The organism is Exiguobacterium sp. s189 (genome assembly GCF_018617615.1).
In the GTDB taxonomy this organism is placed as follows: domain Bacteria; phylum Bacillota; class Bacilli; order Exiguobacteriales; family Exiguobacteriaceae; genus Exiguobacterium; species Exiguobacterium aestuarii_A.
This window is the reverse complement of sequence record NZ_JACSKM010000010.1, coordinates 84,850-109,799: the sequence shown is the minus strand read 5'-3', so window position 1 is coordinate 109,799 and position 24,950 is coordinate 84,850. Positions and strand designations below refer to the sequence as shown.

The following is a 24,950-nucleotide window of genomic DNA, read 5'->3' as shown; positions in this document are numbered from 1 at the left end:
CCTGAGTCGCGATGCGGCTCCGGGATTGCCTGCGGAAAGCGTGGGCGCCGGAGGGACGAGTTCGAACATCTTATTTGTCAACAAGCTGAGCCCATCCGCTCGGATGGGCTTTTATCATGTTGAAGCAATTGTGAATAAAGATTATACAGTAGTTGTGACAGTCAATCCTCGTTCTTCAAACACTGTTTTCGCTACGGCAAGAGCGTTGAGCACTCTTGGGAATCCTGTGTATGGGACAAGATGCATAATCGCCTCTACAATCTCCTCACCGCTTAACCCGGCTGTCAGTCCAGTGTTGATATGGAGTGCTAGTTGTGGTTCTGTGCCTTGTGTGACGAGCGTTGAGATTGTCACAAGTGCCCGGTCACGATTTGGAAGCCCCTCACGGCTATAGACATCGCCGTATGCAAAGTCTGTGATCCATTCTCCGATGGCTGGAGCGAGTTGTTCCAATGCGTTCGCAATTCCATCATGAGTCGATCCTGCATCTGGACTCGTAAACTCTTTCAACTTATTGACGCCTCGTTCATGTCGTGCTTTCATTTTCCATCCATCCTTTCTGTTTATACTGCATTTATCGTAACAATCCTGTAGTCATGCTTCCAATTCATCTTTTTTATATAAGTTATGCATCAAATGAATACTCTTCGGTCAAGAAGCGAATAAATTCTCTCGACGCAAATGACATATAGCGTCCTTTTGCTGTAGCAATTCCGAGTTGCCACGGAATTCTCCGCTTAAGTGGAATCGCTCTTATTCCATGAACATTCATCTTTTGCATAATTGTACGAGGTAAGATGGTTACAGCATTTCCTTGAGCGACAGAGAGACATAAAAAATCCCATTGTCCGCTTTCCTCAATGATTTGTGGGTGGAAGCCTGCTTGTTCGCATGCTTCTCGAACGACGTGATGAAGGGAGAACTCTTCTGTGAAAAGAACAAATGCATCCTTCGCCAGTTCTTCCAAACGTATTTGCTTTCGTACAGCAAGAGGATGTGTAACAGGCAGATAAGCATACAATTCTTCAGTGATGAACGGGATTTCTGTGAAGGCTGAACCAGCTGGTAGAACCGTTGCAATGACATCGAGCTCACCATTGTCGAGTGCATCTCCGAGCGTATGGCCACCTGCCTCTGTGATGATGACTTGGATATCCGGATAGAATGAATGGAACGTGTTCAAAAACTTTGTAAAAAATAAAGATCCAATCAAAGGAGGAAGATCTAATCGAATCTGACCTCGTTTCGAATGTGTGATATCAAATACGTGATTCGGTAAATCTTCGAGTTGACGCAACAGCAATTCACTCTCAAAAAGTAAGGCCTCACCGACGTCCGTCAATTCAATTTGTCGTTTCTGTCGGTCGAATAGCTCGACTCCTAGCTCTTCTTCTAAGTGTCGGATTGTTTTACTCAAAGTCGGTTGTGTGACATGAAGTCTCTCTGCTGCTCGGGTGAAACTTTTCTCTTTTGCGACAGCAGTGAAATATTGCATCTCTCGGAATTCCATATCGCTCATCCTATTCTTTAGTGGAATGGTTTCTATAATAAATATTCATTTTTATTATCATTTAACTAAGTATACAATGAAGTCTGTAAAGGTCAATGAATGGATCAAGAGTAGGAGGAAGATGACATGAAACAGCTACAAGACAAAGTTGCGTTAGTGACAGGGGCCGCTAGCGGGATTGGTTTAGAAATTGCTGAAGAGTTTGCAGCGGTAGGAGCAAAAATTGCCATTGTCGACATTCAGCTTGAAAAAGCTCATATTGCTGCGAGTCAGCTAAAGGAAAAGGGATACGATGCGATTGCGATTGAGGCGGATGTGACGAAAGAAGCAGCAATCAAACGTAGTATCGATCAGACGATGGAGGCATATGGGCGTATCGACATTGTGATCAACAATGCAGGCATGCAGCATGTTTCTCCACTTGAAGAATTTCCGACAGAGAAGTTTGATTTACTTCAAAGTATCATGCTTCGTGCACCGTTCTTATACACAAAACATGTTTTTCCGATTATGAAAGAACAACGATTCGGACGAATTATCAATATGGCGTCCATCAACGGCTTGATTGGCTTTGCTGGTAAAGCAGCTTATAACAGTGCGAAGCATGGCGTGATTGGACTTACAAAAGTCGCTGCGCTCGAGGGGGCGACTTCAGGGATAACGGTTAATGCGATTTGTCCTGGCTATGTGGACACACCGCTTGTGCAGCAACAACTTGATGATTTGGCAAGAACTCGTAACGTTGCAAAAGAGCGAGTACTTGAGGAAGTCATCTACCCGCTCGTGCCGCAACATCGTCTGTTACAAGTCAAAGAAATTGCAGACTATGCAATCTTCCTCGCAAGTGATCAGGCAAAAGGAATCACGGGACAAGCCGCTGTCATCGATGGCGGATACGTTGCTCAATAACAATAAAATGAAACTCCTCCATTGTATGTTGGAGGAGTTTCATTTTTACTCTCTGTTCAAATAAAGATATCTCAGAAACAACCCCAATACAATCGTCATGACGACGGCGGGGATGAGACCGATGAGCAGTAATGTATTCATACCGTTTCCTTCCTGATTGCTTCGAGACGTTCACGCATCTCATCAAAAGAATGGCTGTCCGTCAACATGCTGAGCTCTGCAGCGGCAAGTTCTTTCACTTGAGTCGACCACTCTCGTTCAATCTCGATTTCAGAATTCCTGATCTCCTCGTTTGCCCGCTCGACCTGTTTCTTATGAATGCTCTCGAGACGAGTGCGAATCATGTCACGGAGGAGTGCCGTCAATTCATCCTTCAGTTGCGTCCGACCATCCCCTTCGAAAAATTGACTCGCGTTCTTATAGCGCTTCAACACCGACTGATAAGGTGGTGTCTCGAGATGAATCGGTTCGACAGCCTCTCGAAGCCATGCCACGTCGAGTTCACGGTCGAATTCAAGCGTCGGTAGGATAGACGCTTGACGTTCGGTCAACCGTTCGACCAAGGCTACGAATTCGCGTTTAACGTATCGCTCTAACCGATATTGAAACACTTGGAGCTCTTGTTGGATGTCATAGGCGTATTTATCGAGTGTACGTCCGAGGGCACGCTCCAAGCTCTTCCTCGACCCGTCGACCTCGACCGGGTGGAACGTCTCTTTGACGAAGTCCGAGAGGCGGAGAAGCGAACGGGTCTCGAGGTGGGCGAGGAGTTCTTTCGCTTCCCGGTCAAATAGGTCGATGAGTGCTGACACATCGAGTGCCGGCGGGTTCTCGAGTACAGCAAGCAATTGCTTACGACGTTGTTCTTTCAACGACTCGTCTTCTTCCGCTTCGTGTAAGACGCGATTGAAGGCGACGAGCAATGCTGTCGTCTCTTCTTGTATACGCATCGCGTTCGCGAGACGAAGGTCTTTGTCGACATAGCGTTCAAGCGTCGAGACGAACCGATCGAATCCCGCGTCATCCCCTTGCATGGCGTTTCGGCTTGAGATGGGGAGAACGGTCGGTCGTCGAACACCGAGCGCGGTCAACTGTTGCGAGACATAGCTTGTGACCGCATCCCGTTCTTCGTCATCTGTCGCAAGATCGGAGGCGTTCACGAGGAAGAACATCTCGTGGTCTCCGGTCCCTTGGACACGACCGAGCTGGATGACGAGCTCTCGGTCCGCTTCCGTGAACGCATGATTATAATACGTGACGAACAAGACAGCATCCGCGTCACGCATGTAACCGAATTGCACCTCGCTGTGTCGGTTGAACTGCGAATCGGCACCTGGTGTGTCGACGAAGACGATGCCGCGTCGCGCCCACGGTGAGTCGAGGTACAGTTCAATCTCTTTCACGATACAGCTTTTCTCTTCTTGTGCGACGAACGCGCAGAACGTGTCATAGTCGACGGTCTCCATTTGCCCGAGATAATCGAGCGGTGCCGATTTAACAGCATTGACGAACGGGTGGTCGACATCGAGTGAGGCGAGGGAAGTCCCATAACCTTGTAACTCATCCTCAAGTTCATCTCGTGACTTGAAGGTGATTGTCGCTGTACGATTCGTCCGGCCGTTCGGCGGAACAATCTTCGTGATTGACGCCGTGAGCGGGTTCGGTGAGGTCGGTAACACCGTCTCCCCGAGAAGGGCATTGAGGGTCGAAGATTTTCCGGCTGAAAACGCACCGAAGATGGCAAACGTATATTGTTCATGCTTCGCACGCTCGATTTTTTTACGAAGAGTCGTCACACGAGAGCGGAATAAAGGATGACTCTCTAATATTTCACATACCGTATTTTCATAAGAAAAATTAAAATCAAATAAATCATAATCATCTTCCAAAATCGACGTCGATGCAACCTCTGATTCAACAACATTCGAATGTTTTTCCGGGAGGTACGTCGCGTCGACATAGTTTCGAACGGCCAATTGATCTAACTGATCTGAATCAAGTTGCAACGCTTCATATTGACCGATAGCATCCAGACGGTTCAAAAGTCGTAAGCGTAATGCTTCATTGTCGAGGGCTTCATACAACTCGTCTTCTTCAGCCGAAAATTGTTCCAAGCGCATGTCGACTTCAGCTTTCATATAAGTATCCGTCGAATGGACCCAAGGTTCCGAGACTTTCGTCACCCATGACGCAAGGGCCGTCTCGATGTCACGACTGAACTGTAACACCGTGTCACCACTGAGTGATGCGCCGGACTTCACCTGTTCAGTGATAAGTGAGTTCGGTGCAATCGGGAGGACATCACCTTTTGGTAGCAAGGTCTCTGGAAGTTTCAAATCCCGAATGATGTCTTCTGCATATTTCACGAGGTGCGGACGTAAATTCATATCAATTAAACGGTTGAACTCTTTTACGGCAACGTCTTCACGACGAGTGCGTTCTTGTTTTGTTTTCTCTTTCGAGAACAAAAGACCGACCTTGAAGGAAGGGGCACAACTCTCGAGATAGGAACGTAGCAATTCACGGAATTCATAGGTCATGATAGGTGCACTCTCGACGATTGGCGCTTGATGTTTGAAGAATTCACGACGGAACGATGTCCACCATGCCCGTTTCTTCTCAAGGCGGTGCAGGCGAGATTGCATTTCCTTCGGACTCTTCTCATAGGTCGGTAATTGATCCAACATCGATTGAATCGAAGTTTCGTTGCGTCGGACCAACGTATTGATCAATGCATCCGCATGCTCGACTTGCTGCTGTCTTGATTCTTTGATGACATGCCGCACATACGAGCGCAAACGCTCGACTTCGTTATGAGGATGTTGTAATTCCCGAAGTGAAATATAGAACGTGTCGTTCGGGACGATGTCATGATGTCGGAACGCTTTCGTCAATGACGCCTTGAAGTCCACAAAGGAGAGTTCGTTCTCATCATGTTTATCGATTTGGTTGATGATGATGGAGTAGGGACGACCTTCCCGGCTAAATTGTTTCATCAGCCCGATGTTTTGTTCCGATTGGACATGGTTGTAATCCATCATAAAGAACAAATGATCGGCCAAGAAGAGCGATCGTTCCGTTGCTTGACGATGTCGTTCATCCGTTGAATCAATCCCAGGAGTATCCATCAACACGACATGTTCATCAAATGGGAATCGGTCGATTGTATATTCGACTTCCTTGATTTCCTCCACTTTGCAATAGTCACTGATGTTTGATAGGGAAGAAGCGTCTAATGAAATCCAATCCGTATCATTGATCGCGACGGCTGCCGCTGATTCTCCACCCCGCAACGTGACGATATTGGCACTTGTCGGAATCGGACTTGTCGGAAGGAATCCATCTTCTAGCCAGTCATTGAGCAATGTCGATTTCCCGGCTGAGAAGTGACCACAGACGGCAATCCAAACTTCTTCATTCATTACTTTTTGTAAGGCGGTGCGGGCGAGTCGTGCTGCGTCCGTCATCTCCTCTTGTTCAAACGTTAATGCAAGCCGAGCTAATTGTTCTCGTTGTTCGTGCATGTTTCCCATCCCCTAATTATGATTCCGTCGTGATGCCGACACGATGTCCGACATATTCATCATTCGTTAAACAATCCAGCACCAACACGGCGACATCGTCTCTCGAGATTGGACCTGATTGTTTCGTGCCTAACACTTCTTTTGAGACGATGATGTCTCCACTCGATGGTTCATTGATCAGTTGAGTCGGACAGATGACTGTGAACGCCAATCCGGAGTCTCGTAATAATTCATAGGCCCGTGCATGATCTTCTGCTGCGGTTGTCATCGTACGCTTCGATTCTTTCGTTTCAAAGCGATAGTTGTCGCTATCATGCGCCTGCAAGATGCCTGCGGTCCCGACTGTGATGATGCGTGTTACATCAAATTGTTTCATCGCGTCAATCACGAGTGGTGTGAATGTAGACAATACGTTTTGTTTGTCCGTCCCTAACGCCGAGATGACGACGTCTGCAGATTGTACGGTTTCTAGGACAGCTTCTTGGTCCGTTGCGTCTCCGATGATTTCGTTGACACCCTCCTTGGAATCCATCGAATGTCTTGTTAAAAGTTTGACGTCATGTTTTTGATTCAATAAACGCTCAAGTATCCGTTCCCCTGTACGGCCACTTCCGCCGAATAAAGCAATTGTTGACAAGTAAACCCCTCCCCATCAATATGAAAGAAATATCCAACGCCATCATAACACGGAAGCGTTCACAAAACTGCCTGAAATGGTTCGATTCTGCTTGAAAAGAATGTGGTACGTTTTAGAATTGAGGAAGAAGGCAAAAAATACATATGACAAGCGTAAGAGAGGAAGGCACCATCACATGAAATTTGGGGCTCGAACTATTAAGACCGGATTATCGGTCGCAATCGTTTTACTGATTGCCGAGGCGTTTCAGTTCCAACAGATCGTCGTCCCGGCACTCGCTGCGTCACTCGCGCTTCTCCCGTCTGTTTATCAGACCGGACTTCGCTTAATCGAAGAGATGAAAGGGAACTTGATTGGGGCATTGCTCTCCGTCGGTTCCTTGTTGCTCACTCCGAATCCGACACCAATCGCTATCGGATTCGTCATCATCATCGCCATCTCCATCCTTTTGTTTTTAAATTTAGAATCGACGACACGGACCGTCATCTTGACGACGATTCTCATCATGGAAGGGGCAAGTCAGTCGAACATGCCGGTTTGGGTGTTTGCGGGTGAACGTTACTTACTCATCATGATGGGGATTACCGTTGCCTTAATCGTAAACGCACTTTTGTTCCCACCTCGATATGAACGGAAACTAGAAGAGCAGGTGACTGAGGTATTTCAAATGGTCGTCCGGATCGCACGATTGTTTGCAGAAACGGAAGGCGGTCGCTCATCCTTCGAATCCTTGCCTGAGACGAAGAAGTTGCATAGTGATTCAAAGCAAACATATGCCTATTTTGAAGAAGAAATCAAAGCGAATCGTTGGCTCGAGAAGAAGACGCCGATCTTCCGTCGTGCCGTCCTGAAGTCCAAGATGATTGAGACGAACCGGGCCGCGCTCCATGTCATCGAGAAACTCGATCATGATTTCCATACGATTGAACAACTTCCTCCACAATTGAGCGATGAGTTGTATCGCCACATTCGGCATTTGTTGCGTCGACATGAGCGTCTGTTCTCAGCTTATGAGCTTGAGAACGAGCACCTCATCGACCGGGATGAGGATCTCATTCATGAGAACTTTGACTTTGCGAAGTTAATGATCGAGAGGATGCGAGAAGAAGAGGAAGAACTCATCCTCATTGTCGTGCCGCTCGTAGCGACGATGACCGACTGGGTCAAGGCAATGAATGAACTCGAACGCTACCTTGTGACGGAAATGAAGAAGCATGGAGATAACTTAAAAGTGGAACCACGTAAGAAATGGTTTTTTGAAGACTGATAAACGGGCCGATATTCGGCTCGTTTTTTAAGAGAGTTATTTTTCGTATAGAAGAGAGGGCATTGAGGATGAAGAAGTCTTTTCAACACATCACAAAGTATTGGAACATCATTGTTATAGGTGATGAATTTGCTGTAAACTACGGAAAAATCGGGACAATCGGAAAGGTACAAGTAAAATCTTTTGAATCCGATTCGGAATGTATGAAAGAAGCAGAAAAGCTTATTCGTCAAAAGTTGAGAAAAGGATATGTTGAATGCCCTTTTGATTGGGACAACCATATGTATGTGGATGACCCGGAAGTGGGACCGAGTTTTCTGACCTCTCATCCGGAGTATCAGGAATATTTCAACGATGAACTCTTTGTGGATTGTACGGAAGAATATGCTCCGTTCGGGAATGATGCTGGCGCCGATGCATTGGTTATGTACGAAGAAGTGATTCGAAAGGATAGAGACCTTTGTTATCTTTCATACGCTTACGCCTTAATTGAAAGTTGGATTGATCGAGATGTTTCCGGTCCAGAAGATTGGTCAACCTATGAATATGCCTATACATGTGATCAAGTCCTCGTCGCTGGTGCGTTTGCTTCCATAAAGATGACGGGAAAGCTGACAGGTAATTTGAAAATAACAGGAATAGCGGCCATCCATCGATTAAAACAAGCTTTCGAAATAGAGGATCAGTCTATGTTTGATAAGTTATATGAACGCTTGAGTACATTCCCGACCGAATCCTGAAACTTTTCGAGAAGAAACACGTATACAATAGAGACAGATACATATGAACGATAGGGGGATTTACCATGTCAGAAACAACACCGACACCAGAAAAAGGTGTCACACCACAACGAATCAGCGGAACGCTTCCGATCGAGGCACGGGCGGTCTTTCGATTATCGAGCGCGATTTTTTATATCATCGGTCTCCTCATCACTGGAGCTCTCGTAGTCGCATCATACTGGTTCGACTGGCCGACTTGGCTACAGATTGGCTTTATCGTGTTGCTTGTCATCGATGTCGTCTATAGCTTGATTGATATCATCTGGTTCCAAAAGTGGAAACAGGAACGATTCACGTATGATGTCCAGCCGCTTGAGATCCGGATTCATCATGGGATCATCACGACTCATGACGTACTCATCCCGATGACGAAGGTCCAATATGTTCATGCGGAACAAGGACCGATTCTCCGTAAATACGGGTTACAGACCATCACCATCGGAACAGCGGCCGGTTCACACGAAATCTATGCGATCGAAAAATCATTCGCGAAAACACTCCGTGAGCAGATTGCCATCTATGCACGTATTGAAGAGGAGGAGGTCGTATGACCGAGACCGCGTTAACATGGCATCGACTCCCGAGTCGCGTTTTGGTGCTGCGTATTCTCGAAGTCATCAAGTCGTTCGCCATTCCAATCGTCCTACTCTTTGTGCTTAACAACGACTGGGAATCGACAATCGGCATCATCATCCGAGTCGGCATCCTACTCTTTCTATTACTCGACATTGTCCAGAAGTTCTTTGGGTGGTTAAACTTCCGATATGCACTGGATGAAAAGACTGTCTATGTGATCGAAGGGAACTGGTTGAAAAAAGAAAAATCGCTTCCACTCTATAAGATTCAAAGCGTTCATTCGAACAGTCCATTCCTCTATCGATTGCTTGGTGTCGTCGAATTGACGTTCGATACGAATGCCAACAGTGACGATGCATCATTCAAACTGGCTGGTGTCTTTCCGACCGAAGCCAAACGACTTGAAGAGATTCTCGAGCAAGTTCGACATCGGAAACAGAATGCACAAACCGAAGACAATTCAGAAACGACAGATGCGACAACAGAACAAGCACAACCGTTATCAAGTCGCCTTTTATATGCCTTGTCCACGCGCGAAATCGTGTTGGCCTCTATCACGTCGCTCTCTGTGTTCGCCATCTTCCCGGTCGCTTCAACGATCATCTCCTCGATTGATGACTTCATCAATTTGGATGGGGCATTCAACCAGGTCGAAGATTATGTGGTCCATGCGTCCATCATCGTCATCGGTCTTCTCGTCATCGGGGTGTTACTGCTTTCGGTCGTGATCGGCATGGTCATTAACTTCTTGAAATATGGGAACTTCCGACTCGAACGAAGAGGGGAGCGCATTCGCGTCGAAAAAGGATTATTGAACCGGAGTGCGAAAGAAATCCCGTATGAGAAGATTCAAGCGATTCGAATCAAAGAGACGTTCATCCGTCGCTGGTTCCACATCGTCGGAGTCGAACTCGTCGCAGCAGGGACGATGGATGAATTAAAAGACGAATCGTCAACGATTCTCCCGTTCGTTCGACGTGACCGTGCAATGCAAGTACTCCGTGAGCACTTCACGCACTTCACATGGTCGGATGAATTACATCGACTTCCAAAAAAGGCGTTAGGAATCAAACTCCTGCGAATCAGCTGGTTCGGGATTATCGTTTCAGGTCTCGTCATCTACTTTTTGCGAGAGTACGCATGGTGGCTCCTTCTTTTATGGGCTATTATCATCGGGGGACGTGTGCTCAGTTACGTCACGACAAAATATGCCCGCAACAACCAATTCATTCAATTGCGTACGGGAGCTTTCAACGTCCGATCGTTCTTGACGGACAAACCACGGATTGAACAGATTCAAGTGAAGCAATCGCTCTTGCAACGTCGATTCGGACTTTGTACGGTTCAGTTCTCGACTCGAGGAGGATTCTTGTCCGTCGAGACAATTGACGACATTCCGAAAGAAGAAGCGGACGCGATGCTCGTCTGGTTCTCTCGTTATAACGAAATGAATGAAGAACGCTCAGGATAAAGTTTCCTGAGCGTTTGAATTATTTGTGATTTTCGTATCAAATGATGTTTCTCTTACTGAAAACGCGGATAAAGTATGGTATGATGCAAGTAGAAAGAGACCGGTGCTGGACACACCGACCTCTGGCTTACAGGCTCCCACTTTAAGAGTGGTCCCAGCCGCCACAATGGTTAGTGAATCAGAAAGTGACCCATCTCATTGCGCCGAGGGGGTCATTTTTTTGTGCGTTCAGACGTTGCACGATCGGATGTTCGGTGAATAACCAAGTGAACGATGATCGGAGCGAGGATTGGGATCATGACATAATCTCCAACCCAGGTCCAAAGTTGTTCCATCCGCACCACCGCCTTCCTCCATTGTGGACTTGGCGGCTGACCCCACTATTGCTGCGTTAACCTGCCCCTTCATTATAACAGATTTGTTCGTAAAATGGCGTTAAAAATAAGAACAAACGTTCTCGTTTCATAAAATGAATCTTTTGATGGAATCGGTCTCATGAATGGGTCCAAAGAAGGAATTGAGTCGAATCGCTCTTGCTTGTTAGATGTCTGACAGGATATAATCAATCTCGTGTGTATACACGGGTGGGTGAGGGTGCCAATAAAGGATTGATTCCTATGGCAAAACAAACAGAATGGAAAACAGAAACATACGGGGGCGTGCTGAACTTCCTGGCGACAGCATACATCCCGGCCGTGCATGCGGCAATCTTGACACAAGCCGGACTCCCGTTCGAGGGGGCGCTCGTCGGAGCGATTTTGACAAGCATCATCGGGACGTTGATTGCGGGATTCTTCAATCTACCGCTGCTCTTGTTACCGGGAATGGGGATTAACGCGCTCTTCACGTACACGCTCGTCTTACAGATGGGATTGAGCTGGCAAAGCGCGCTCGCCGTCTCCTTCGTCTCAGGTGTACTCGTCGTACTATTGACGGTTACCAAAGTGGCAAGGAAATTGGCGAATGCCTTTCCACCAATCATTCATGACGGATTGACGGTCGGTCTTGGCCTCTTCCTCATTTTGATCGGTCTTGAGGCGGCAGGAATTGTCTCAGGTGGGGGTGGGGCATTGCTCCACATCGGTGACCTCGGAGAGCGTAACGTCCAGGTGGCCTTTTTATCACTCTTCGTCGCCATCTTGTTGTTCTTGAAGATGGGACCGAGCAGCTTCCTTTGGACGATCGGTTTCGGTGTCGGTCTCAGCGCCTTGATGGGAACGCTGGAGTGGACGGGAAGCTTCTCATTGTCACCGTTCTTCGAGTCGTTCGGCACGGTATTTGGGAACATCTCGTTCACAGAATCTGCTTCTCCGCTCTTCTTAGTCGCGGTAGGTGTACTGACGCTCGTCTTGTTGATTGAAAATATCAGCTTGATCCAGAATCAGACACGTGCAATCGACAAAGAAAAGGATGCGCCGAAAGGTCTCGTTGCACAAGGCCTCTCGACGATGGCCGGGGCCATGTTCGGGTCAAGCCCGACCGTCTCGACGGTCGAAGTGGCTGCCGGGATATCGGTCGGTGCACGAGGCGGGATTGCTTCATTCGTCACATCTGGATTGTATGTGGTGTCGCTCTTATTGCTACCGATCTTTGCAATCATCCCTGTGACGGCGATTGCACCGGTGTTGATTATCATCGGCATGATGATGTTCCAGAACGTGAAGCATTTGCCGCTCGATAACTGGGAGCATGCCTTCCCGGCGATTCTCGTCATCATCATGATCCCGTTCACGTATTCCATCGTCGATGGGATCGGACTCGGGTTCATCGCGTACACGATGATTGTCTTGTTCAAAAAGGGCTACCGGTCACTCAGTCCGGTCGTCGGTGTCTTGACCGTATTGTTCTTAGTTTTCTTCTCATTACCAGTCTGGTTATAGAGATACGCACGGCATCGTTCATGACGAACGATGCCGTTCTTTTAATGATTCCTAAGGGATGGTTCATGCTATAATCGCAGTAATTTGAAGAAAACGGGGAGGGGATTTGATGCAAGTCCTTCAAGAATTCACATCGTACACAGAATGGCTCAAGTCGTTAGAAAAGCTGAGTGAATCTGATTGGAATAAACAAATCGACTCGGAGAAGTGGTCCATAAAGCAAATCGTCTTACATATCGCCCATTGGGACAATCATCTATTGAATGTCATCATCCCATCGGTGAAGAACGGCGAAGGAATGATTTTCCCTGACTTTGACTCGTTTAACGCGCGGGCGACGAAAAGAGCGGAGAAGTTGACAGGTGAGACCGTACTGAAAGAATCCCTTAACAGTCGGCGAACGCTCGTCACGATGCTCGAGTCCTTAAGTGAAGAGACGTTGACTTTTAAGACGTCAGCGAACGGAGTCACCCATGATCCGCATCAAGGTGTCCCATATTCACTATATGTGATCATCGGAGAATTCATCGAGCATGACCGACATCATATGAAGCAAGTCGAGTCGATCCTGAATTGAGACATCGGAAAGTGCGTGGTCTGAAACGAAAGTTAACTCGTCTTCAGCGTAATATGCAAGAAAATCATTGCGATTTTCCAACTGAGTTTCATAATGGTTATTGGAATACCAAGATTCCGGTCGGACAAACCTTTTTATTGGCTATTCAACATAATGCCCAAATCAAACAGGCAATCATCCATATTCTGCTCGATGAAGCGAAACGACTAGCAAAGCGGCGTGTGGATGAGCGAATGCGAGTTGTCGTGCTGCTAGATTTTCCTACACTCTGGAACTCTGAGCTTCTCGTGTTTGAAGATGAAGAGGGGTTAAAAACATTTATGCGGCGTGATTCATCCCATCAAAAATGGATCTCGATTCCACATGTAAAAACGTTTATCAACCAATGGAACATTCGTAGTGATCAGGAGATTCGCGTGTATGGATTTGAAGAATTGTTGTTCGACGAAGAAGATGAAGGTAGAGAATTGTGGATGCTCGTTCAATGAACGGGCATTTTTCTTTTGTCTAAAAAAACTGAATATTCCGTAAAAGTTCATGTTATAATCCATTTAATCCTATTTCCAAAAAAAGGATTTAGACTATGAGAGGAGCCGTCACATCAGATGAAAACGATCAAACTGAATATACATAAGCGGAAACGCCAATGAAACAAGCCAAAACGATTTTTGTGTCAGGGATTCTATTCTCCTTACTACTGGTCGCCCTCATCTCCTATTCCGGTCAACTGGGATACCGTTACTACCAATCATTAGATATCTCAGGGAGCGAGATTACGAGTTGGGTCACGGACTGTCATGACAAACGAAAGTTTTTAGGGATTTTCGAAGTGACGGATGTTGATTTTTGGTGTGGCGATGCTCCATACGAAGAACCAGAAGGAAATGGTCCAGACGGAGCGATGATTGACTCAGAAGAAGAATCAGGAGGTACACCGAAAGAGCGGATAAAAGATCAATCGCCTTCTTACGGCAATCCCTCATCAGAAGAGTCGAACAAAGTCTCCTACCTCCCATACATGATTACCGCACTAATCATCTTGCTCGGGTGGTGGCTTTGGAAAAGACGACGCCCATCGAAGAAACAAATCGAAGAGGAAGAGTTAGAAATCGAGGATCACTCGCTAGTGATCTCTGACAACTTATCTGAGCAGATAAACCGAACGCTTCATCCATTACCAGCCTCGGCTATTCGACAACAGTTGATTCAATTCGAGGCAGCGTTACCTCCACATAAACGTCGCCGTCCGTATGAGACGTTGTCGACCTGGGCGAAACGAATCGAGCTCGATGCATCCCTACTCACCTATTTAGAGACGCGCTATGACGAAGGGGACATCTCACCACAGCGTGAGCGAGCGTTCACCCAACAACTTGATGAATACCTATTACGCACACAAAAGGAGTCGAACTCATGACCATCCGACACGTATTGAACCAATTAGACCGCATTTACCTCGGTAAACCAGAAATCACAAAATTATGTTGCACAGCCCTATTGGCGAATGGCCATATCTTGCTAGAGGATGTGCCTGGGACGGGGAAGACGTTACTTGCGAAAAGCATCGCCAAAAGCTTTGAGGCAGACTTCGCCCGAATTCAATTCACAGCCGACCTGCTGCCTTCTGACATCATCGGTTCAGACTTCTTCAATATGCAGACCCAGACGTTCGAGAACCGGACCGGACCGATTTTCACGAATATTTTACTCATCGATGAAGTGAACCGCGCCGTTCCGAGAACGCAATCCGCCTTGCTTGAAGCGATGGAAGAACGCCAAGTTTCCATCGGTGGCGTCACGTATCAACTACGGAAACCGTTTTTCGTCATCGCAACACAAAACCCGATCGAGTCGGCGGGAACGTTCGCCCTACCAGACGCCCAACTCGACCGCTTCCTCATGTCCCTTCAAGTCGGATATCCAGGGGCGGATGAAGAGCGGAACTTGATTCTGCAGACGATTTCAAAGACGAGACATGTGGTACACGCCTTGATGACGAATGACGCTTTCTTAGAAGCACAAGAAAATGTCGAGAGCGTGCGAATCCATGAAGATGTCGTCACTTATTTGCTCGCACTCATCCAAGAGACGAGGCAACATCCGTTAGTCGAAGTCGGGGCGAGTCCACGGGCGACGCTTGCGCTCGTCAAAGCCTCACAAGCTTATGCGTACTTGAACGACCGTCAATTCGTCACGCCTGAAGACATCCAAGCCGTTGCGCCACACGTTCTCTCGCATCGATTGACCCTCACCCTTGAAGGGGACATCAAATCGACGAAGCGCCAAGTGCTAGCGGACGTACTCGAGTCTGTAACTGTCCCCGTCGAAAAGGTGTAACGATGCGACAGGTCGAAATCAGTACACCGTCCATCCTTCAGGACCAACTCTGGCCGGCTTATGTCAGTCTCGGTCTCCTCACTATGTGGATGCCTTATGTATGGCCTATCGCTTATGTATGCGGAGCATTATTAATCGTCATGTTCATCCGAAAACGAATCATTCGAACACTTTTAAACGAAGTCTCATTTTCCATCCGGCAGAAAGAAGATCTCTTGTTCATCGACGATGAGACATCATGTATCGTCCGTATCGATGGGTATGAGCGAATCATTGCCCTTGGTGTTCCGCTATTGATTCGACTAGAGGGTAATGAACGAATGGTATTCGAGGACGGATCACAGGCATACGACACAAGGATCGAACAGGACATACATCATGTGAGCGTCTCGGCTGTGAAACGTGGACCTGCTTCGATTCATACGTGTGTGATGCGTGTCACGTTACCGTTTTATTTAGGTACTCTTTTTTTCATGGATGAGGAGATGGATATGCCCTCATGGATTGTCTTACCTACCATCACGAAGTCACCAATCACCGAATCTCGCATGATTCGGATGGGTGACCGCATCGTCAAACACTCCCCGTTGAACGATCCGTTGATGATTCAAAGTGCGAAACGATATGAGAAGGAACCGGCTAAACAGATTGACTGGGTCGCCACTTCAAAGGTCGGTCATGTACAGGCAAAAGTGTTCGAACGACAAAATCTCGACACGTTCACGATTTCCCTTGATTTGAGCGGTCCGCTCGGGAACGGGCTCCATGCGCAATATGAAGACTTGATTCAACAGACGGCGTATTGGGTCTCTTACTTGATCAAAGAAGACTGTAAAGTGGAGCTGTTAATCAACCGACTCGACAAAAACAATCAAGTCGACCGTGTTACACTGGGAGAAGGAAGAAAACAATTACGGCTCATTCTCGTTCGACTGGCGATGATTCATGAATCGAACGCATTTGTTGCGTCATCACGTTTCACTTCATATGTCAGTCGTCACAAACAGCCGCACGCCGAATTGATTCACATCAGTCATGCGATGCTGCTGAAATCTTCAGGGTAATGAAAGGAGAAACACATGCAACGAATGACGAGCTTACTCATAGGTTGTGTCGGACTCCTTGCAAGCACAACGACCGTATCAGCCGAGATGACTGAATCCTCACCGGAACGTTTTGCAGATGCATATTTTTATGACATTGTGATGGACCATATTCAGGGAGATGACCCGGCTAATTATCATATGACGGACAGTGAGAACGTCACGTTCGGTCCGTTGTTGGAGACGTATATCCCGTCATCATCTTGTTACAAGAATGATGAGACATGTTCGTTCGTCCCGACAAAAGAATTTGTGGCGACCGTCTTTCAAGATGATGAACCGGTCAACGTGATCGGAACGTATGAACAATCAGCGGGTACATATGCGTTTTCAACGTTCGGTTCAGACAAAGAAACTCCGAAAGCGTTGACGGACGTACAAGGACATCTCGTGAAATACACAGAAAGGTCGGCATGGTTTGATCATGATGGGGATATGTTAAAGGCGCTTACACCCAATTCAAGACAAATGATCAGTGGGGATGCAATTTCGACGAAGGACTTCCAAGCCTTATTGATTGAAGAGCATACAAGCATTGAAGGATCTGCTGAAGAAGGGATGATGGATGGAGCGGGTGGCTATTCGGATGAAGCAAAATCAAACAATCCAACATCGAATACCAACCGATTGATTGGTTTTGCAGTGTTAGCGATGTTGCCATTCGGATATTGGTTCCTTAAAAGACGAAAAACAGCATGATGTCAAAAGACTTATACAATCAACATGAACCACTAGAATTAGTGATCATTCCGAGTCATGCACTGAGAGAAGGAGAAGCAAAGCGATTGATTTTTCGACATCTGAAAGATGAGGACTTTCCATTGCGCCTTGTACGTAAACGAACTGTGAAGGGTACGAAAAAACATCGCTTCTCTTTTGAACGTCAAGAAGAACATGTGACGACCAAAACCATCAAGAATCGTGAGTCATTAGAATCGGAATTGACACTCTCTTCGAATGAAATCATCGTCCTACAAGGAGAGACAGATTGGATTCTGAGTTATTATGAGGACGGTTTGACGCTTCAAGGAAAGCAAGTGAGTCGTGTCGGAACAAAGGGAATAGCCAATTTCGAGGTATTTTTTGAATATGTGACGACAGGTGCGTTTCCAATCGAGGTATCATTTTGTTTAGATGGAACGTTCGGTCCTCGTGAAAACGTAAATCGTTTCATGTTGCATGACGCAGATTGGAAGACATTGATTGAAGACGAACTTTTGCCTCAGCTTCAAATTCCGAAAGCGAAGAATGTATGGCAGTCCCTTTTCTTTCCGACAAACAATCAGACAATCGAATGGTTCACTGGTGAATTTCATCCAAACATCTTGGGAAACTTCGTTTTCGCCCACGATGCCCATGACACGTATTATTTCTTGGATCACGTGAATGGAGACATCAAAGTGTTTTGAATGACCCAACTAAAGAAGAAGTGAGTTTGCGTCAATCGATTGAGTCCATCAAACTCAAAACCCGAAGCAAAAAGTACGCCAGTTATGAGAAAGTAGGAATGGAACATGAACTATTTAGAACATCTAGAAAAACATTGTGGCACGTTCGTCAGCGGGTTTGATATCCCTTACTTGCTAGAAGATGATGTCCAAATCATCGAACTTGAAGAAGAGTCCTCTAAAATCACGAGTATTTCGACATTAGGACTGCATTGGCATGCACTTCAATTCGAAAATGGTTCGACCGCTCACCAGGAGTTGCTGTTCCGCTTCAATCAACAGCATGCCAAAGAGGAGTTTGTTGAATTGATGTGGCAGCTGACCGATTATGCGTTGGGAACGCACCAGGCGTTCGAGTTGGGCGAACTCTACGAACTGCCAGAGGAAGTGCTTGAACAGTATTCATTTTCTTCGGTCTATGTGACCGCTCCTTTTTACTCAGATGAGTCGTTCATCAAATATGAGAACGGGGAGCAGAGCGTCCTAGTCGTCTGGTTTGTACCGATTTACCCTTCAGAAGAGCTGTTCATCGAAGAACACGGAACCGAACGGTTTGACGAACTCCTATATGAGACTGATCGCGAGTTATTCGACTTGAACCGAAAAGAACTTGTCTAACGAACATCCCCTCATGCGCGCATGAGGGGATTCTTTACATATAGGGGCCGTTCGCTTGGACGACGAACTGCGAGTGCTCGTAATGATACGTGATGCGTGAGTAGTCGAACGGTTTTCCATTCGAAAGATGGAAGATCGTCTCAATGCGGAGCGTCGGGTCATTCTCTTGCAAACCGAGATGTACCGCTTCACTTTCCGTCAATCGACCTACCTGTAGATACATGTCAGAAAAACCAATTGTGACACCGAGCGCCGATTGCACGTAATCGAAAATCGAGTCCGCCACGATTTCTCGATTCAAATAAGGGACGATGGCTTTTACGTAATACGATTCTTCATGGCAAAGCACTTCCCCGTCCACATATCTTACCCGTTCGACACGATACACATCGTCAGTTACGTCAATCCCGAGATTTTCGGACACCAACGCATCTGGTTTCATGACGGACACATCGAGTACATCAGAGGTCAAGATTCGATCTCCAAGGTTACTCTTGAATCCTTGGGTGGAAAAGAGACTCATATAACCGGGACGATTATGGCGTCTGACGAAAATGCCGCTACCACGGAGTTGAAAGATGATGCCTTTTCGTTCGAGCAACTCGAGCGCTTTCGTGATCGTACTCTTGCTGACGGCATATTGACTCATCATCTGCTCAAGGACAGGTAACTTATCACCTTGTTTTAAATTCTGTTCATGAATGTATTGTTCTATTTCATTCGCGATTTGTTGGTATTTTAACATGGGCATTCCTCACTTTTTCGTCACTTCTTGTATTATATCATGAAAAAACAAGATTGTTTCATTGTATCAACCTTGTTAAATTGTACCGGTACAATTATACTTGACGTGTATGATTCATCAGAAGGAGGAATAGAGGATGAAGACGTTACCGAAAGATTTTCTATGGGGAGGCGCACTCGCCGCCCATCAATTCGAGGGTGGTTGGGACGCTGACGGAAAAGGACCGAGCGTCGTCGACGTCTTGACAGCAGGCGCACACGGTGTCGCGCGTCGGATCACGGACAAGGTTGAGCCGAACGAGTTCTACCCAAACCATGAGGCAATTGATTTCTATCATCGTTATAAAGAAGACGTAGCGCTTTTTGCCGAAATGGGATTGAAATGCTTGCGTACCTCGATCGGATGGAGTCGCATCTTCCCGAACGGTGATGATGCAGAACCGAACGAGGCGGGTCTCCAATTTTATGATGATTTGTTCGATGAGTTACTCAAACATGACATCGAACCGATCATCACACTCTCGCATTTCGAGATGCCGCTCCACCTCGCACGTGAGTACGGCGGATTCCGCAACCGTGCCGTCGTCGACCATTTCGTACGTTTTGCAGAGGTCTGCTTCAACCGCTACAAAGACAAGGTCAAGTATTGGATGACCTTCAACGAAATCAACAACAAGATGGACGTCAACAACCCGCTCTTCTTATGGACGAATTCAGGTGTCCTTCTAGAAGAAGGGGAGAACGCGCGTGAAGTCATGTATCAGACGGGACACCATGAACTGATTGCGAGTGCCCTCGCCGTCGCCAAAGGGAAAGAAATCAATCCGGATTTTGAAATTGGGGCCATGGTCTCTCACGTTCCGATCTATCCGTATTCATCGAACCCGGACGACGTCATGTTGGCCGAAGAGATGATGCGTCAACGTTATTTCTTCCCGGACGTGCAAGTACGTGGGTTTTATCCAAGTTACGCGTTGAACGAGTTCGAACGTGAAGGGTACAACATCCCGATCCTTGAAGGGGACGAAGAGATTTTACAGAACGGAAAGGTCGATTATCTCGGCTTCAGCTACTATATGTCGACGACCGTGAAAAGTGATGTCGTTGCGGACAACAGCGGTGATATCGTCAACGGTGGTCTGCCGAACGGCGTCGAGAACCCGTACATCCAGTCGAGTGACTGGGGCTGGGCCATCGATCCGGTCGGTCTCCGTTATGTGCTCAATCGTCTGTATGACCGCTATCAAATTCCACTCTTCATCGTGGAAAACGGATTCGGTGCCGTCGATGAGATTGTCGACGGGAAGATTCATGACGCGGCCCGAATCGATTATTTGAAGGCACATATCGAACAATTGAAGCACGCCGTCCTCTATGACGGGGTCGACTTGATCGGGTACACGCCTTGGGGCATCATCGACATCGTCTCGTTCACGACGGGAGAGATGAAGAAACGGTACGGGATGATTTACGTCGACCGCGACAATGAAGGGAACGGCTCGATGGAGCGGATGAAGAAAGACTCGTTCGACTGGTATAAGCGGGTCATCGCGACGAATGGGGAAAAATTGAACAGCGAAATTTGAGAATTCCAGCATACATTTGTATAATGGCGTTATGAAACCATTACACCATCCGTCTATCGACACCATACCGTATACGAAAGTCCTTCACGCACTCAGTGAACCGAACCGATTGCGCATCATCCGATGCCTCAGAGAATCCGGTGAAAATAATTGTTCTACTTATTCACTTGAATTGATGCTAAATAAATCAACGGTGTCCCATCATATCAAAATCTTAAGGGAAGCCGGACTGATCAAAGGACGCATCGAAGGAAAAGAGCATTACTACTCGCTCCGAAAAGATGAGATTGAACAGAAGTTTCCTGGATTATTGAGTTCCGTGTTCGCCGTGAAAGATGAAGACTTATAAGCATGCGCTCGAGGCGCATGCTTTTTTGATGATCAAAATGCTTGCGAAGTATAACTCACGGTGATACGATACTTTTAGTTTGATGGTTATCGAACTATAAAACAATTTCCAAAGGAGTTTTGAAAGATGAAAAACGTATTAGTAATCAACGGTCACGAGTATTACGACTTTGCAAAGGGTGAATTGAACAAAACGATGTTCGACGAGATCGTTCAAACACTCGACGGAGCCTATGAAGTGAAAACGACGGTCATCGATGCAGGCTATGATATCAAAGAAGAGCAAGAAAAATATAAATGGGCGGACATCGTCATCTATCAAACACCAATCTACTGGTTCTCACTCCCAGCGAAGTTCAAAAAATACATGGATGAAGTGTACGAATACGGAGTCTTCTTCGCAGGATCTGCTGAAGGGTATGGAAAAGGTGGATTGATGAAAGGGAAGAAATACATGTTCTCGACAACGTGGAATGCCCCTGTCACAGAATATAACAATGCTGAAGGATTCTTCGCTGGTAAAGACTTTGAAGATTCAATCGCCCACCTACACTATGCACAGCAGTTCATTGGAATGGAACCATTGAAGAGTTTTGGGGCGCATGACGTGATCGCGAACCCGGACATCAACCTTTATAAGCGTGAACTCCAAGCTCATTTGGAAGACGTGTTCGAAATCACAGTAAATCAGTCGTAAAAGGAGAGAGGTCACATGCTTCGGGAAGAATTAGCAGCGGTACGGGACCGATTCTTAGATCGTGCGCCCACCCACGTCAAACAAAGTGTTGCGGAAGCGACAGCATCATTGATTGAATCAGGAATTGGTCAAGGGTTACAAGTAGGAGAAAAAGCCCCTGACTTTACGCTCGTCAACGCTACGGGTGAAAAAGTCACCTTGTCCGAATTATTACAAGATGGAAAAGTGATCTTGAACTTTTATCGAGGGGGATGGTGCCCCTACTGTAATCTCGAATTGAAGGCGTATGAACGCATCCTACCGAAAATCAAACAGAAAGGGGCACAACTCGTTGCCATCAGCCCTCAAATGCCAGATGAGTCTTTATCGACGTCCGAAAAGAACAATCTGACATTTGAAGTGCTCAGTGACCCCGATCAACATGTAGCGGAATCTTATCGCCTACTCTTCGAGTTTCCGGCTCACTTGATTCAAACATATGAAACGGACTTTGGACTTCAACTCGCGAATTATAATGGAGATTCGAATCCGTGGCGCCTTCCTGTACCTGCGACTTATGTCATCGACCAGGATGGTGTAATTCAATTTGCCGAGGCGGACCCTGACTATATGGTTCGACCGGATCCGGAGCGCGTGCTCGCCTCTTTATAAGAAGAAAAGCCAAGGAATTCTCAGAAATAAGGGATTGCTTGGCTTTTTTCGATATAATGAAGAAAAATACAATATTGGAGGGGAAAATGATGCAAGTGAAGCAACATGGACCAGTGACCGCAGTTTGCGCCAAAGTAAAGAATGGTCCATTCGAGATGTCAATGTATGTGTATTATCTTGATGGGATGATCATCGATACCGGGACGCGTACGATGCTCCCCGCTCTCCAATCCTTTTATGAGTCGGTTCCGATCGACCTCGTTAGCATCACACACCCACATGAAGACCACATTGGGACGGCCGCATGGCTCGAACAAACGTATCGCGTGCCAATCTACATACATGAATCTGCCAGAGACATGTGCATAAGGGGGCTAGATATTCCCGCTTATCGGGCACGCTTCTCCGGTGACCCGGAACCGTTCCGGCCGATCGCCTATCACGACAATCAGATCACATCAGAACATCATACCTATCAGGTGATTCATACACCCGGTCATGAACCGAATCACGTCGTCTTATATGACGAGGAGAACGGTCGACTGTTTTCAGGTGATTTGTTCGTTCATCCGTATCCAAAAGTCATGATTCCAGAGGAGTCGGTCCCTGAACAGATCCGTTCGCTCAAGCATGTCCTATCCCTCGATTTTGAGGAAGTGTACTGCCAGCATGCCGGGCGTCTCGAACAGGGAAGGGAGCAATTAACCAAAAAGCTCGATTATCTAGAACGTTTGACCGACGACGTGTTGACCAAAACCGCTGCGGGCTATACGATTGACGATATCAACGCTCACCTTTTCCCTGACCCGTCGCCGCTCGTCCAAATCTCCAAGCGGGATTATGACTCCAGACATATGATTTCAAGTATTCTTCGAGAAGTCTACGAACAACTTCGTTGACAGAAGGCGAATCACCTAGTATTCTGAATACATGATTAAACGTTTAAACTTTTAAACGGAGTGATGAATATGAAACAACCAGATACAACACCCGAGGCGTCACTATCTTTATTTGAAGATGCAATCCCATTGTTTCAAGTATTAGCCGACGTCAATCGTCAACGCATCATCGTCGAGATCGCCAGACATGAGCGGTTGAACGTCAATCAGATTGATGAAAAGATCGAGTTGTCTCGACCGGCCATCTCGCATCACCTCAAACTGTTGCGACAAGCAGGGATCGTCTCATCTGAGAAAATCGGGACAGAGAACTTTTACTTCTTGACCCTCGAGGATGCGGTCGGACTGCTCAAAGCACTGACACGTGCGATCGAAGATGAATGTATCTTATGACCTTTCTTTTTGGAAACAAAGAGAAAGGCTTCTTTTCCACTAATACGTTTAAAAGTTTAAACATATAAACATTAAGAGGAGAATGAAAATGAATAAAACCATTGTTATCACAGGAGCATCAAGTGGGATTGGTCGAGCGACCGTTGAACTGTTCAGCAAACGAGGCTGGAATGTCGCCGCGACGATGCGAAGTCCTGAAGACCATCAAGAACTGTCTAACCTAAAAGGGGTCTCGCTCTATCAGCTAGATGTGACGAACGAATCGAGCATTCTTGACGCCTTCGAGCAAATCGTCTCAGATCACGGCACAATCGATGTGTTATTGAACAATGCCGGGTACGGAGCGGTCGGGATTTTTGAAGAAGCCTCTTCTGAACAGATTCAGCGTCAGTTTGATACGAACGTCTTCGGGGTCATGAACGTGATCCGAGCAGCTCTCCCGTATTTCCGCAAACAGCGGAGTGGACGTATTGTGACCGTGTCTTCGGTCGGTGGTCAAATCACATTCCCAATCTATAGTCTGTATCATAGTTCAAAATGGGCGATCGAAGGGTTCATCGAATCGCTTCAGTTTGAACTGGCTCCGTTTAATATCGACATGAAATTGATTGAACCAGGACCAATCAAGACAGACTTTTATGGTCGTTCCCAAGAACTCGTCCGTGACCAACCGCTTGACGTATATGATAATTATGCGGAAGTCGCGCTCCATAACACGAATGCCGCTGGTGCGAACGCTGAAGGCCCGGAGGTCGTCGCCGAAACGATTTGGCGTGCCGCGACCGAACGGAAGAAACGTCTCCGGTATCCATCAGGTAAACAAGCAGGCCTTTTGATCGCGCTGAAGCGTTATCTGCCGAACCAAGTGTTCTTCTCTATCGTGCGACGTGTCGTAGAGAAAAATTAACATCAAGTATCTCTTTTGAACTTCATCAGTGTCGGAAAGAATTTTTTCATCCACTCATTCAATGATAAATATCACACAAAATCACC

27 protein-coding genes are annotated in these 24,950 nt (G+C 46.7%); 21 read left to right on the top strand and 6 right to left on the bottom strand.

Going from position 1 to position 24,950, the window contains the following annotated elements:
- Positions 1-141: 141 nt before the first annotated feature.
- Both KNO99_RS12565 and KNO99_RS12560 read right to left on the bottom strand, forming a co-directional pair.
- On the bottom strand, positions 142-543 hold the full coding sequence (locus KNO99_RS12565) for a carboxymuconolactone decarboxylase family protein (RefSeq protein WP_214749178.1): 402 nt from the start codon (positions 541-543) through the stop codon (positions 142-144).
- An 82-nt stretch (positions 544-625) separates the two neighbouring features.
- The gene (locus KNO99_RS12560; protein ID WP_214749175.1) at positions 626-1,510 is read right to left on the bottom strand and encodes a LysR family transcriptional regulator; all 885 of its coding nucleotides are present in this window, start codon (positions 1,508-1,510) and stop codon (positions 626-628) included.
- 126 nt (positions 1,511-1,636) lie between these two features.
- On the opposite strand from KNO99_RS12560, the gene KNO99_RS12555 reads away from it, so the two are divergent.
- On the top strand, positions 1,637-2,419 hold the full coding sequence (locus tag KNO99_RS12555) for a 3-hydroxybutyrate dehydrogenase (protein ID WP_214749172.1): 783 nt from the start codon (positions 1,637-1,639) through the stop codon (positions 2,417-2,419).
- Between the two features lie 137 nt (positions 2,420-2,556).
- Here KNO99_RS12555 and KNO99_RS12550 read toward each other — a convergent pair whose 3' ends face one another.
- Both KNO99_RS12550 and KNO99_RS12545 read right to left on the bottom strand, forming a co-directional pair.
- Positions 2,557-5,943: a dynamin family protein gene (locus tag KNO99_RS12550; protein ID WP_214749169.1), complete on the bottom strand. Its 3,387-nt coding sequence runs from the start codon at positions 5,941-5,943 to the stop codon at positions 2,557-2,559.
- A 16-nt stretch (positions 5,944-5,959) separates the two neighbouring features.
- Positions 5,960-6,580, bottom strand: a complete 621-nt coding sequence (locus KNO99_RS12545; protein ID WP_214749166.1) for an NAD(P)-dependent oxidoreductase — start codon at positions 6,578-6,580, stop codon at positions 5,960-5,962.
- A gap of 175 nt (positions 6,581-6,755) precedes the next feature.
- On the opposite strand from KNO99_RS12545, the gene KNO99_RS12540 reads away from it, so the two are divergent.
- The 4 genes from KNO99_RS12540 to KNO99_RS12525 all read left to right on the top strand — a co-directional run bounded on the left by KNO99_RS12540 (position 6,756) and on the right by KNO99_RS12525 (position 10,676).
- Positions 6,756-7,847, top strand: coding sequence for an FUSC family protein (locus tag KNO99_RS12540; RefSeq protein ID WP_214749163.1), 1,092 nt, complete (start codon positions 6,756-6,758; stop codon positions 7,845-7,847).
- A gap of 68 nt (positions 7,848-7,915) precedes the next feature.
- Entirely contained in the window at positions 7,916-8,587 is a 672-nt protein-coding gene (locus tag KNO99_RS12535; protein ID WP_214749160.1) for a WGR domain-containing protein, read from the top strand.
- Positions 8,588-8,652: 65 nt separating this feature from the next.
- On the top strand, positions 8,653-9,180 hold the full coding sequence (locus KNO99_RS12530; protein ID WP_214749158.1) for a PH domain-containing protein: 528 nt from the start codon (positions 8,653-8,655) through the stop codon (positions 9,178-9,180).
- Complete coding sequence (locus KNO99_RS12525; protein ID WP_214749155.1) at positions 9,177-10,676, top strand: PH domain-containing protein; 1,500 nt, start codon at positions 9,177-9,179, stop codon at positions 10,674-10,676. The genes KNO99_RS12530 and KNO99_RS12525 overlap by 4 nt, the downstream gene beginning before the upstream one ends.
- Before the next feature lie 212 nt (positions 10,677-10,888).
- Here KNO99_RS12525 and KNO99_RS15430 read toward each other — a convergent pair whose 3' ends face one another.
- Positions 10,889-11,011, bottom strand: a complete 123-nt coding sequence (locus tag KNO99_RS15430; RefSeq protein WP_255349577.1) for a hypothetical protein — start codon at positions 11,009-11,011, stop codon at positions 10,889-10,891.
- A 282-nt stretch (positions 11,012-11,293) separates the two neighbouring features.
- Between KNO99_RS15430 and KNO99_RS12520 the strand changes: the two genes are divergently transcribed.
- The 9 genes from KNO99_RS12520 (at position 11,294) to KNO99_RS12480 (ending at position 18,639) form a co-directional block, all read left to right on the top strand.
- The gene (locus KNO99_RS12520; RefSeq protein WP_214749152.1) at positions 11,294-12,556 is read left to right on the top strand and encodes an NCS2 family permease; all 1,263 of its coding nucleotides are present in this window, start codon (positions 11,294-11,296) and stop codon (positions 12,554-12,556) included.
- A 109-nt stretch (positions 12,557-12,665) separates the two neighbouring features.
- The gene (locus KNO99_RS12515) at positions 12,666-13,133 is read left to right on the top strand and encodes a DinB family protein (RefSeq protein WP_214749149.1); all 468 of its coding nucleotides are present in this window, start codon (positions 12,666-12,668) and stop codon (positions 13,131-13,133) included.
- Between the two features lie 53 nt (positions 13,134-13,186).
- The gene (locus KNO99_RS12510) at positions 13,187-13,621 is read left to right on the top strand and encodes a DUF3916 domain-containing protein (RefSeq protein ID WP_251131061.1); all 435 of its coding nucleotides are present in this window, start codon (positions 13,187-13,189) and stop codon (positions 13,619-13,621) included.
- A gap of 158 nt (positions 13,622-13,779) precedes the next feature.
- The gene (locus KNO99_RS12505) at positions 13,780-14,550 is read left to right on the top strand and encodes a hypothetical protein (protein ID WP_214749143.1); all 771 of its coding nucleotides are present in this window, start codon (positions 13,780-13,782) and stop codon (positions 14,548-14,550) included.
- Positions 14,547-15,470 carry an AAA family ATPase gene (locus KNO99_RS12500; RefSeq protein ID WP_214749140.1) on the top strand — a complete coding sequence of 308 codons (924 nt, stop codon included), beginning with the start codon at positions 14,547-14,549 and terminating at the stop codon, positions 15,468-15,470. The genes KNO99_RS12505 and KNO99_RS12500 overlap by 4 nt, the downstream gene beginning before the upstream one ends.
- Before the next feature lie 2 nt (positions 15,471-15,472).
- Positions 15,473-16,534 (top strand): DUF58 domain-containing protein, encoded by a 1,062-nt coding sequence (locus KNO99_RS12495; RefSeq protein WP_214749137.1) that lies wholly within the window; start codon positions 15,473-15,475, stop codon positions 16,532-16,534.
- 15 nt (positions 16,535-16,549) lie between these two features.
- Entirely contained in the window at positions 16,550-17,272 is a 723-nt protein-coding gene (locus KNO99_RS12490; RefSeq protein WP_214749134.1) for a hypothetical protein, read from the top strand.
- Positions 17,269-17,982, top strand: coding sequence for a hypothetical protein (locus tag KNO99_RS12485; RefSeq protein WP_214749131.1), 714 nt, complete (start codon positions 17,269-17,271; stop codon positions 17,980-17,982). Before KNO99_RS12490 ends, KNO99_RS12485 begins: the two co-directional genes overlap by 4 nt.
- 105 nt (positions 17,983-18,087) lie before the next feature.
- Positions 18,088-18,639, top strand: a complete 552-nt coding sequence (locus tag KNO99_RS12480) for a suppressor of fused domain protein (protein WP_214749129.1) — start codon at positions 18,088-18,090, stop codon at positions 18,637-18,639.
- Positions 18,640-18,673: 34 nt separating this feature from the next.
- Here the strand turns inward: KNO99_RS12480 and KNO99_RS12475 are convergent, their stop codons facing one another.
- The gene (locus tag KNO99_RS12475) at positions 18,674-19,384 is read right to left on the bottom strand and encodes a GntR family transcriptional regulator (protein WP_214749126.1); all 711 of its coding nucleotides are present in this window, start codon (positions 19,382-19,384) and stop codon (positions 18,674-18,676) included.
- 136 nt (positions 19,385-19,520) lie between these two features.
- On the opposite strand from KNO99_RS12475, the gene bglA reads away from it, so the two are divergent.
- The 7 genes from bglA (at position 19,521) to KNO99_RS12440 (ending at position 24,864) form a co-directional block, all read left to right on the top strand.
- Positions 19,521-20,969: a 6-phospho-beta-glucosidase BglA gene (gene bglA, locus KNO99_RS12470; RefSeq protein ID WP_214749124.1), complete on the top strand. Its 1,449-nt coding sequence runs from the start codon at positions 19,521-19,523 to the stop codon at positions 20,967-20,969.
- Positions 20,970-21,000: 31 nt separating this feature from the next.
- The gene (locus tag KNO99_RS12465) at positions 21,001-21,318 is read left to right on the top strand and encodes an ArsR/SmtB family transcription factor (protein ID WP_214749121.1); all 318 of its coding nucleotides are present in this window, start codon (positions 21,001-21,003) and stop codon (positions 21,316-21,318) included.
- 126 nt (positions 21,319-21,444) lie between these two features.
- A complete protein-coding gene (locus tag KNO99_RS12460) occupies positions 21,445-22,014 on the top strand; it encodes an NAD(P)H-dependent oxidoreductase (protein ID WP_214749119.1) in 570 nt (189 codons plus the stop codon).
- 15 nt (positions 22,015-22,029) lie between these two features.
- Complete coding sequence (locus tag KNO99_RS12455) at positions 22,030-22,665, top strand: peroxiredoxin-like family protein (RefSeq protein ID WP_214749116.1); 636 nt, start codon at positions 22,030-22,032, stop codon at positions 22,663-22,665.
- An 89-nt stretch (positions 22,666-22,754) separates the two neighbouring features.
- Positions 22,755-23,564 carry an MBL fold metallo-hydrolase gene (locus tag KNO99_RS12450; protein ID WP_251131057.1) on the top strand — a complete coding sequence of 270 codons (810 nt, stop codon included), beginning with the start codon at positions 22,755-22,757 and terminating at the stop codon, positions 23,562-23,564.
- Positions 23,565-23,633: 69 nt separating this feature from the next.
- A complete protein-coding gene (locus KNO99_RS12445) occupies positions 23,634-23,957 on the top strand; it encodes an ArsR/SmtB family transcription factor (RefSeq protein WP_214692369.1) in 324 nt (107 codons plus the stop codon).
- Positions 23,958-24,045: 88 nt separating this feature from the next.
- The gene (locus KNO99_RS12440) at positions 24,046-24,864 is read left to right on the top strand and encodes an SDR family oxidoreductase (RefSeq protein WP_251131056.1); all 819 of its coding nucleotides are present in this window, start codon (positions 24,046-24,048) and stop codon (positions 24,862-24,864) included.
- The last annotated feature ends 86 nt before the right edge of the window (positions 24,865-24,950 follow it).

Coding starts and splice junctions, on each gene's coding strand:
- KNO99_RS12565 (WP_214749178.1), bottom strand. CDS start 543: ATGAAAGCACGACATGAACGAGGCGTCAATAAGTTGAAAGAGTTTACG.
- KNO99_RS12560 (WP_214749175.1), bottom strand. CDS start 1,510: ATGGAATTCCGAGAGATGCAATATTTCACTGCTGTCGCAAAAGAGAAA.
- KNO99_RS12555 (WP_214749172.1), top strand. CDS start 1,637: ATGAAACAGCTACAAGACAAAGTTGCGTTAGTGACAGGGGCCGCTAGC.
- KNO99_RS12550 (WP_214749169.1), bottom strand. CDS start 5,943: ATGCACGAACAACGAGAACAATTAGCTCGGCTTGCATTAACGTTTGAA.
- KNO99_RS12540 (WP_214749163.1), top strand. CDS start 6,756: ATGAAATTTGGGGCTCGAACTATTAAGACCGGATTATCGGTCGCAATC.
- KNO99_RS12535 (WP_214749160.1), top strand. CDS start 7,916: ATGAAGAAGTCTTTTCAACACATCACAAAGTATTGGAACATCATTGTT.
- KNO99_RS12530 (WP_214749158.1), top strand. CDS start 8,653: ATGTCAGAAACAACACCGACACCAGAAAAAGGTGTCACACCACAACGA.
- KNO99_RS12525 (WP_214749155.1), top strand. CDS start 9,177: ATGACCGAGACCGCGTTAACATGGCATCGACTCCCGAGTCGCGTTTTG.
- KNO99_RS15430 (WP_255349577.1), bottom strand. CDS start 11,011: ATGGAACAACTTTGGACCTGGGTTGGAGATTATGTCATGATCCCAATC.
- KNO99_RS12520 (WP_214749152.1), top strand. CDS start 11,294: ATGGCAAAACAAACAGAATGGAAAACAGAAACATACGGGGGCGTGCTG.
- KNO99_RS12515 (WP_214749149.1), top strand. CDS start 12,666: ATGCAAGTCCTTCAAGAATTCACATCGTACACAGAATGGCTCAAGTCG.
- KNO99_RS12510 (WP_251131061.1), top strand. CDS start 13,187: ATGCAAGAAAATCATTGCGATTTTCCAACTGAGTTTCATAATGGTTAT.
- KNO99_RS12505 (WP_214749143.1), top strand. CDS start 13,780: ATGAAACAAGCCAAAACGATTTTTGTGTCAGGGATTCTATTCTCCTTA.
- KNO99_RS12500 (WP_214749140.1), top strand. CDS start 14,547: ATGACCATCCGACACGTATTGAACCAATTAGACCGCATTTACCTCGGT.
- KNO99_RS12495 (WP_214749137.1), top strand. CDS start 15,473: ATGCGACAGGTCGAAATCAGTACACCGTCCATCCTTCAGGACCAACTC.
- KNO99_RS12490 (WP_214749134.1), top strand. CDS start 16,550: ATGCAACGAATGACGAGCTTACTCATAGGTTGTGTCGGACTCCTTGCA.
- KNO99_RS12485 (WP_214749131.1), top strand. CDS start 17,269: ATGATGTCAAAAGACTTATACAATCAACATGAACCACTAGAATTAGTG.
- KNO99_RS12480 (WP_214749129.1), top strand. CDS start 18,088: ATGAACTATTTAGAACATCTAGAAAAACATTGTGGCACGTTCGTCAGC.
- KNO99_RS12475 (WP_214749126.1), bottom strand. CDS start 19,384: ATGTTAAAATACCAACAAATCGCGAATGAAATAGAACAATACATTCAT.
- bglA (WP_214749124.1), top strand. CDS start 19,521: ATGAAGACGTTACCGAAAGATTTTCTATGGGGAGGCGCACTCGCCGCC.
- KNO99_RS12465 (WP_214749121.1), top strand. CDS start 21,001: ATGAAACCATTACACCATCCGTCTATCGACACCATACCGTATACGAAA.
- KNO99_RS12460 (WP_214749119.1), top strand. CDS start 21,445: ATGAAAAACGTATTAGTAATCAACGGTCACGAGTATTACGACTTTGCA.
- KNO99_RS12455 (WP_214749116.1), top strand. CDS start 22,030: ATGCTTCGGGAAGAATTAGCAGCGGTACGGGACCGATTCTTAGATCGT.
- KNO99_RS12450 (WP_251131057.1), top strand. CDS start 22,755: ATGCAAGTGAAGCAACATGGACCAGTGACCGCAGTTTGCGCCAAAGTA.
- KNO99_RS12445 (WP_214692369.1), top strand. CDS start 23,634: ATGAAACAACCAGATACAACACCCGAGGCGTCACTATCTTTATTTGAA.
- KNO99_RS12440 (WP_251131056.1), top strand. CDS start 24,046: ATGAATAAAACCATTGTTATCACAGGAGCATCAAGTGGGATTGGTCGA.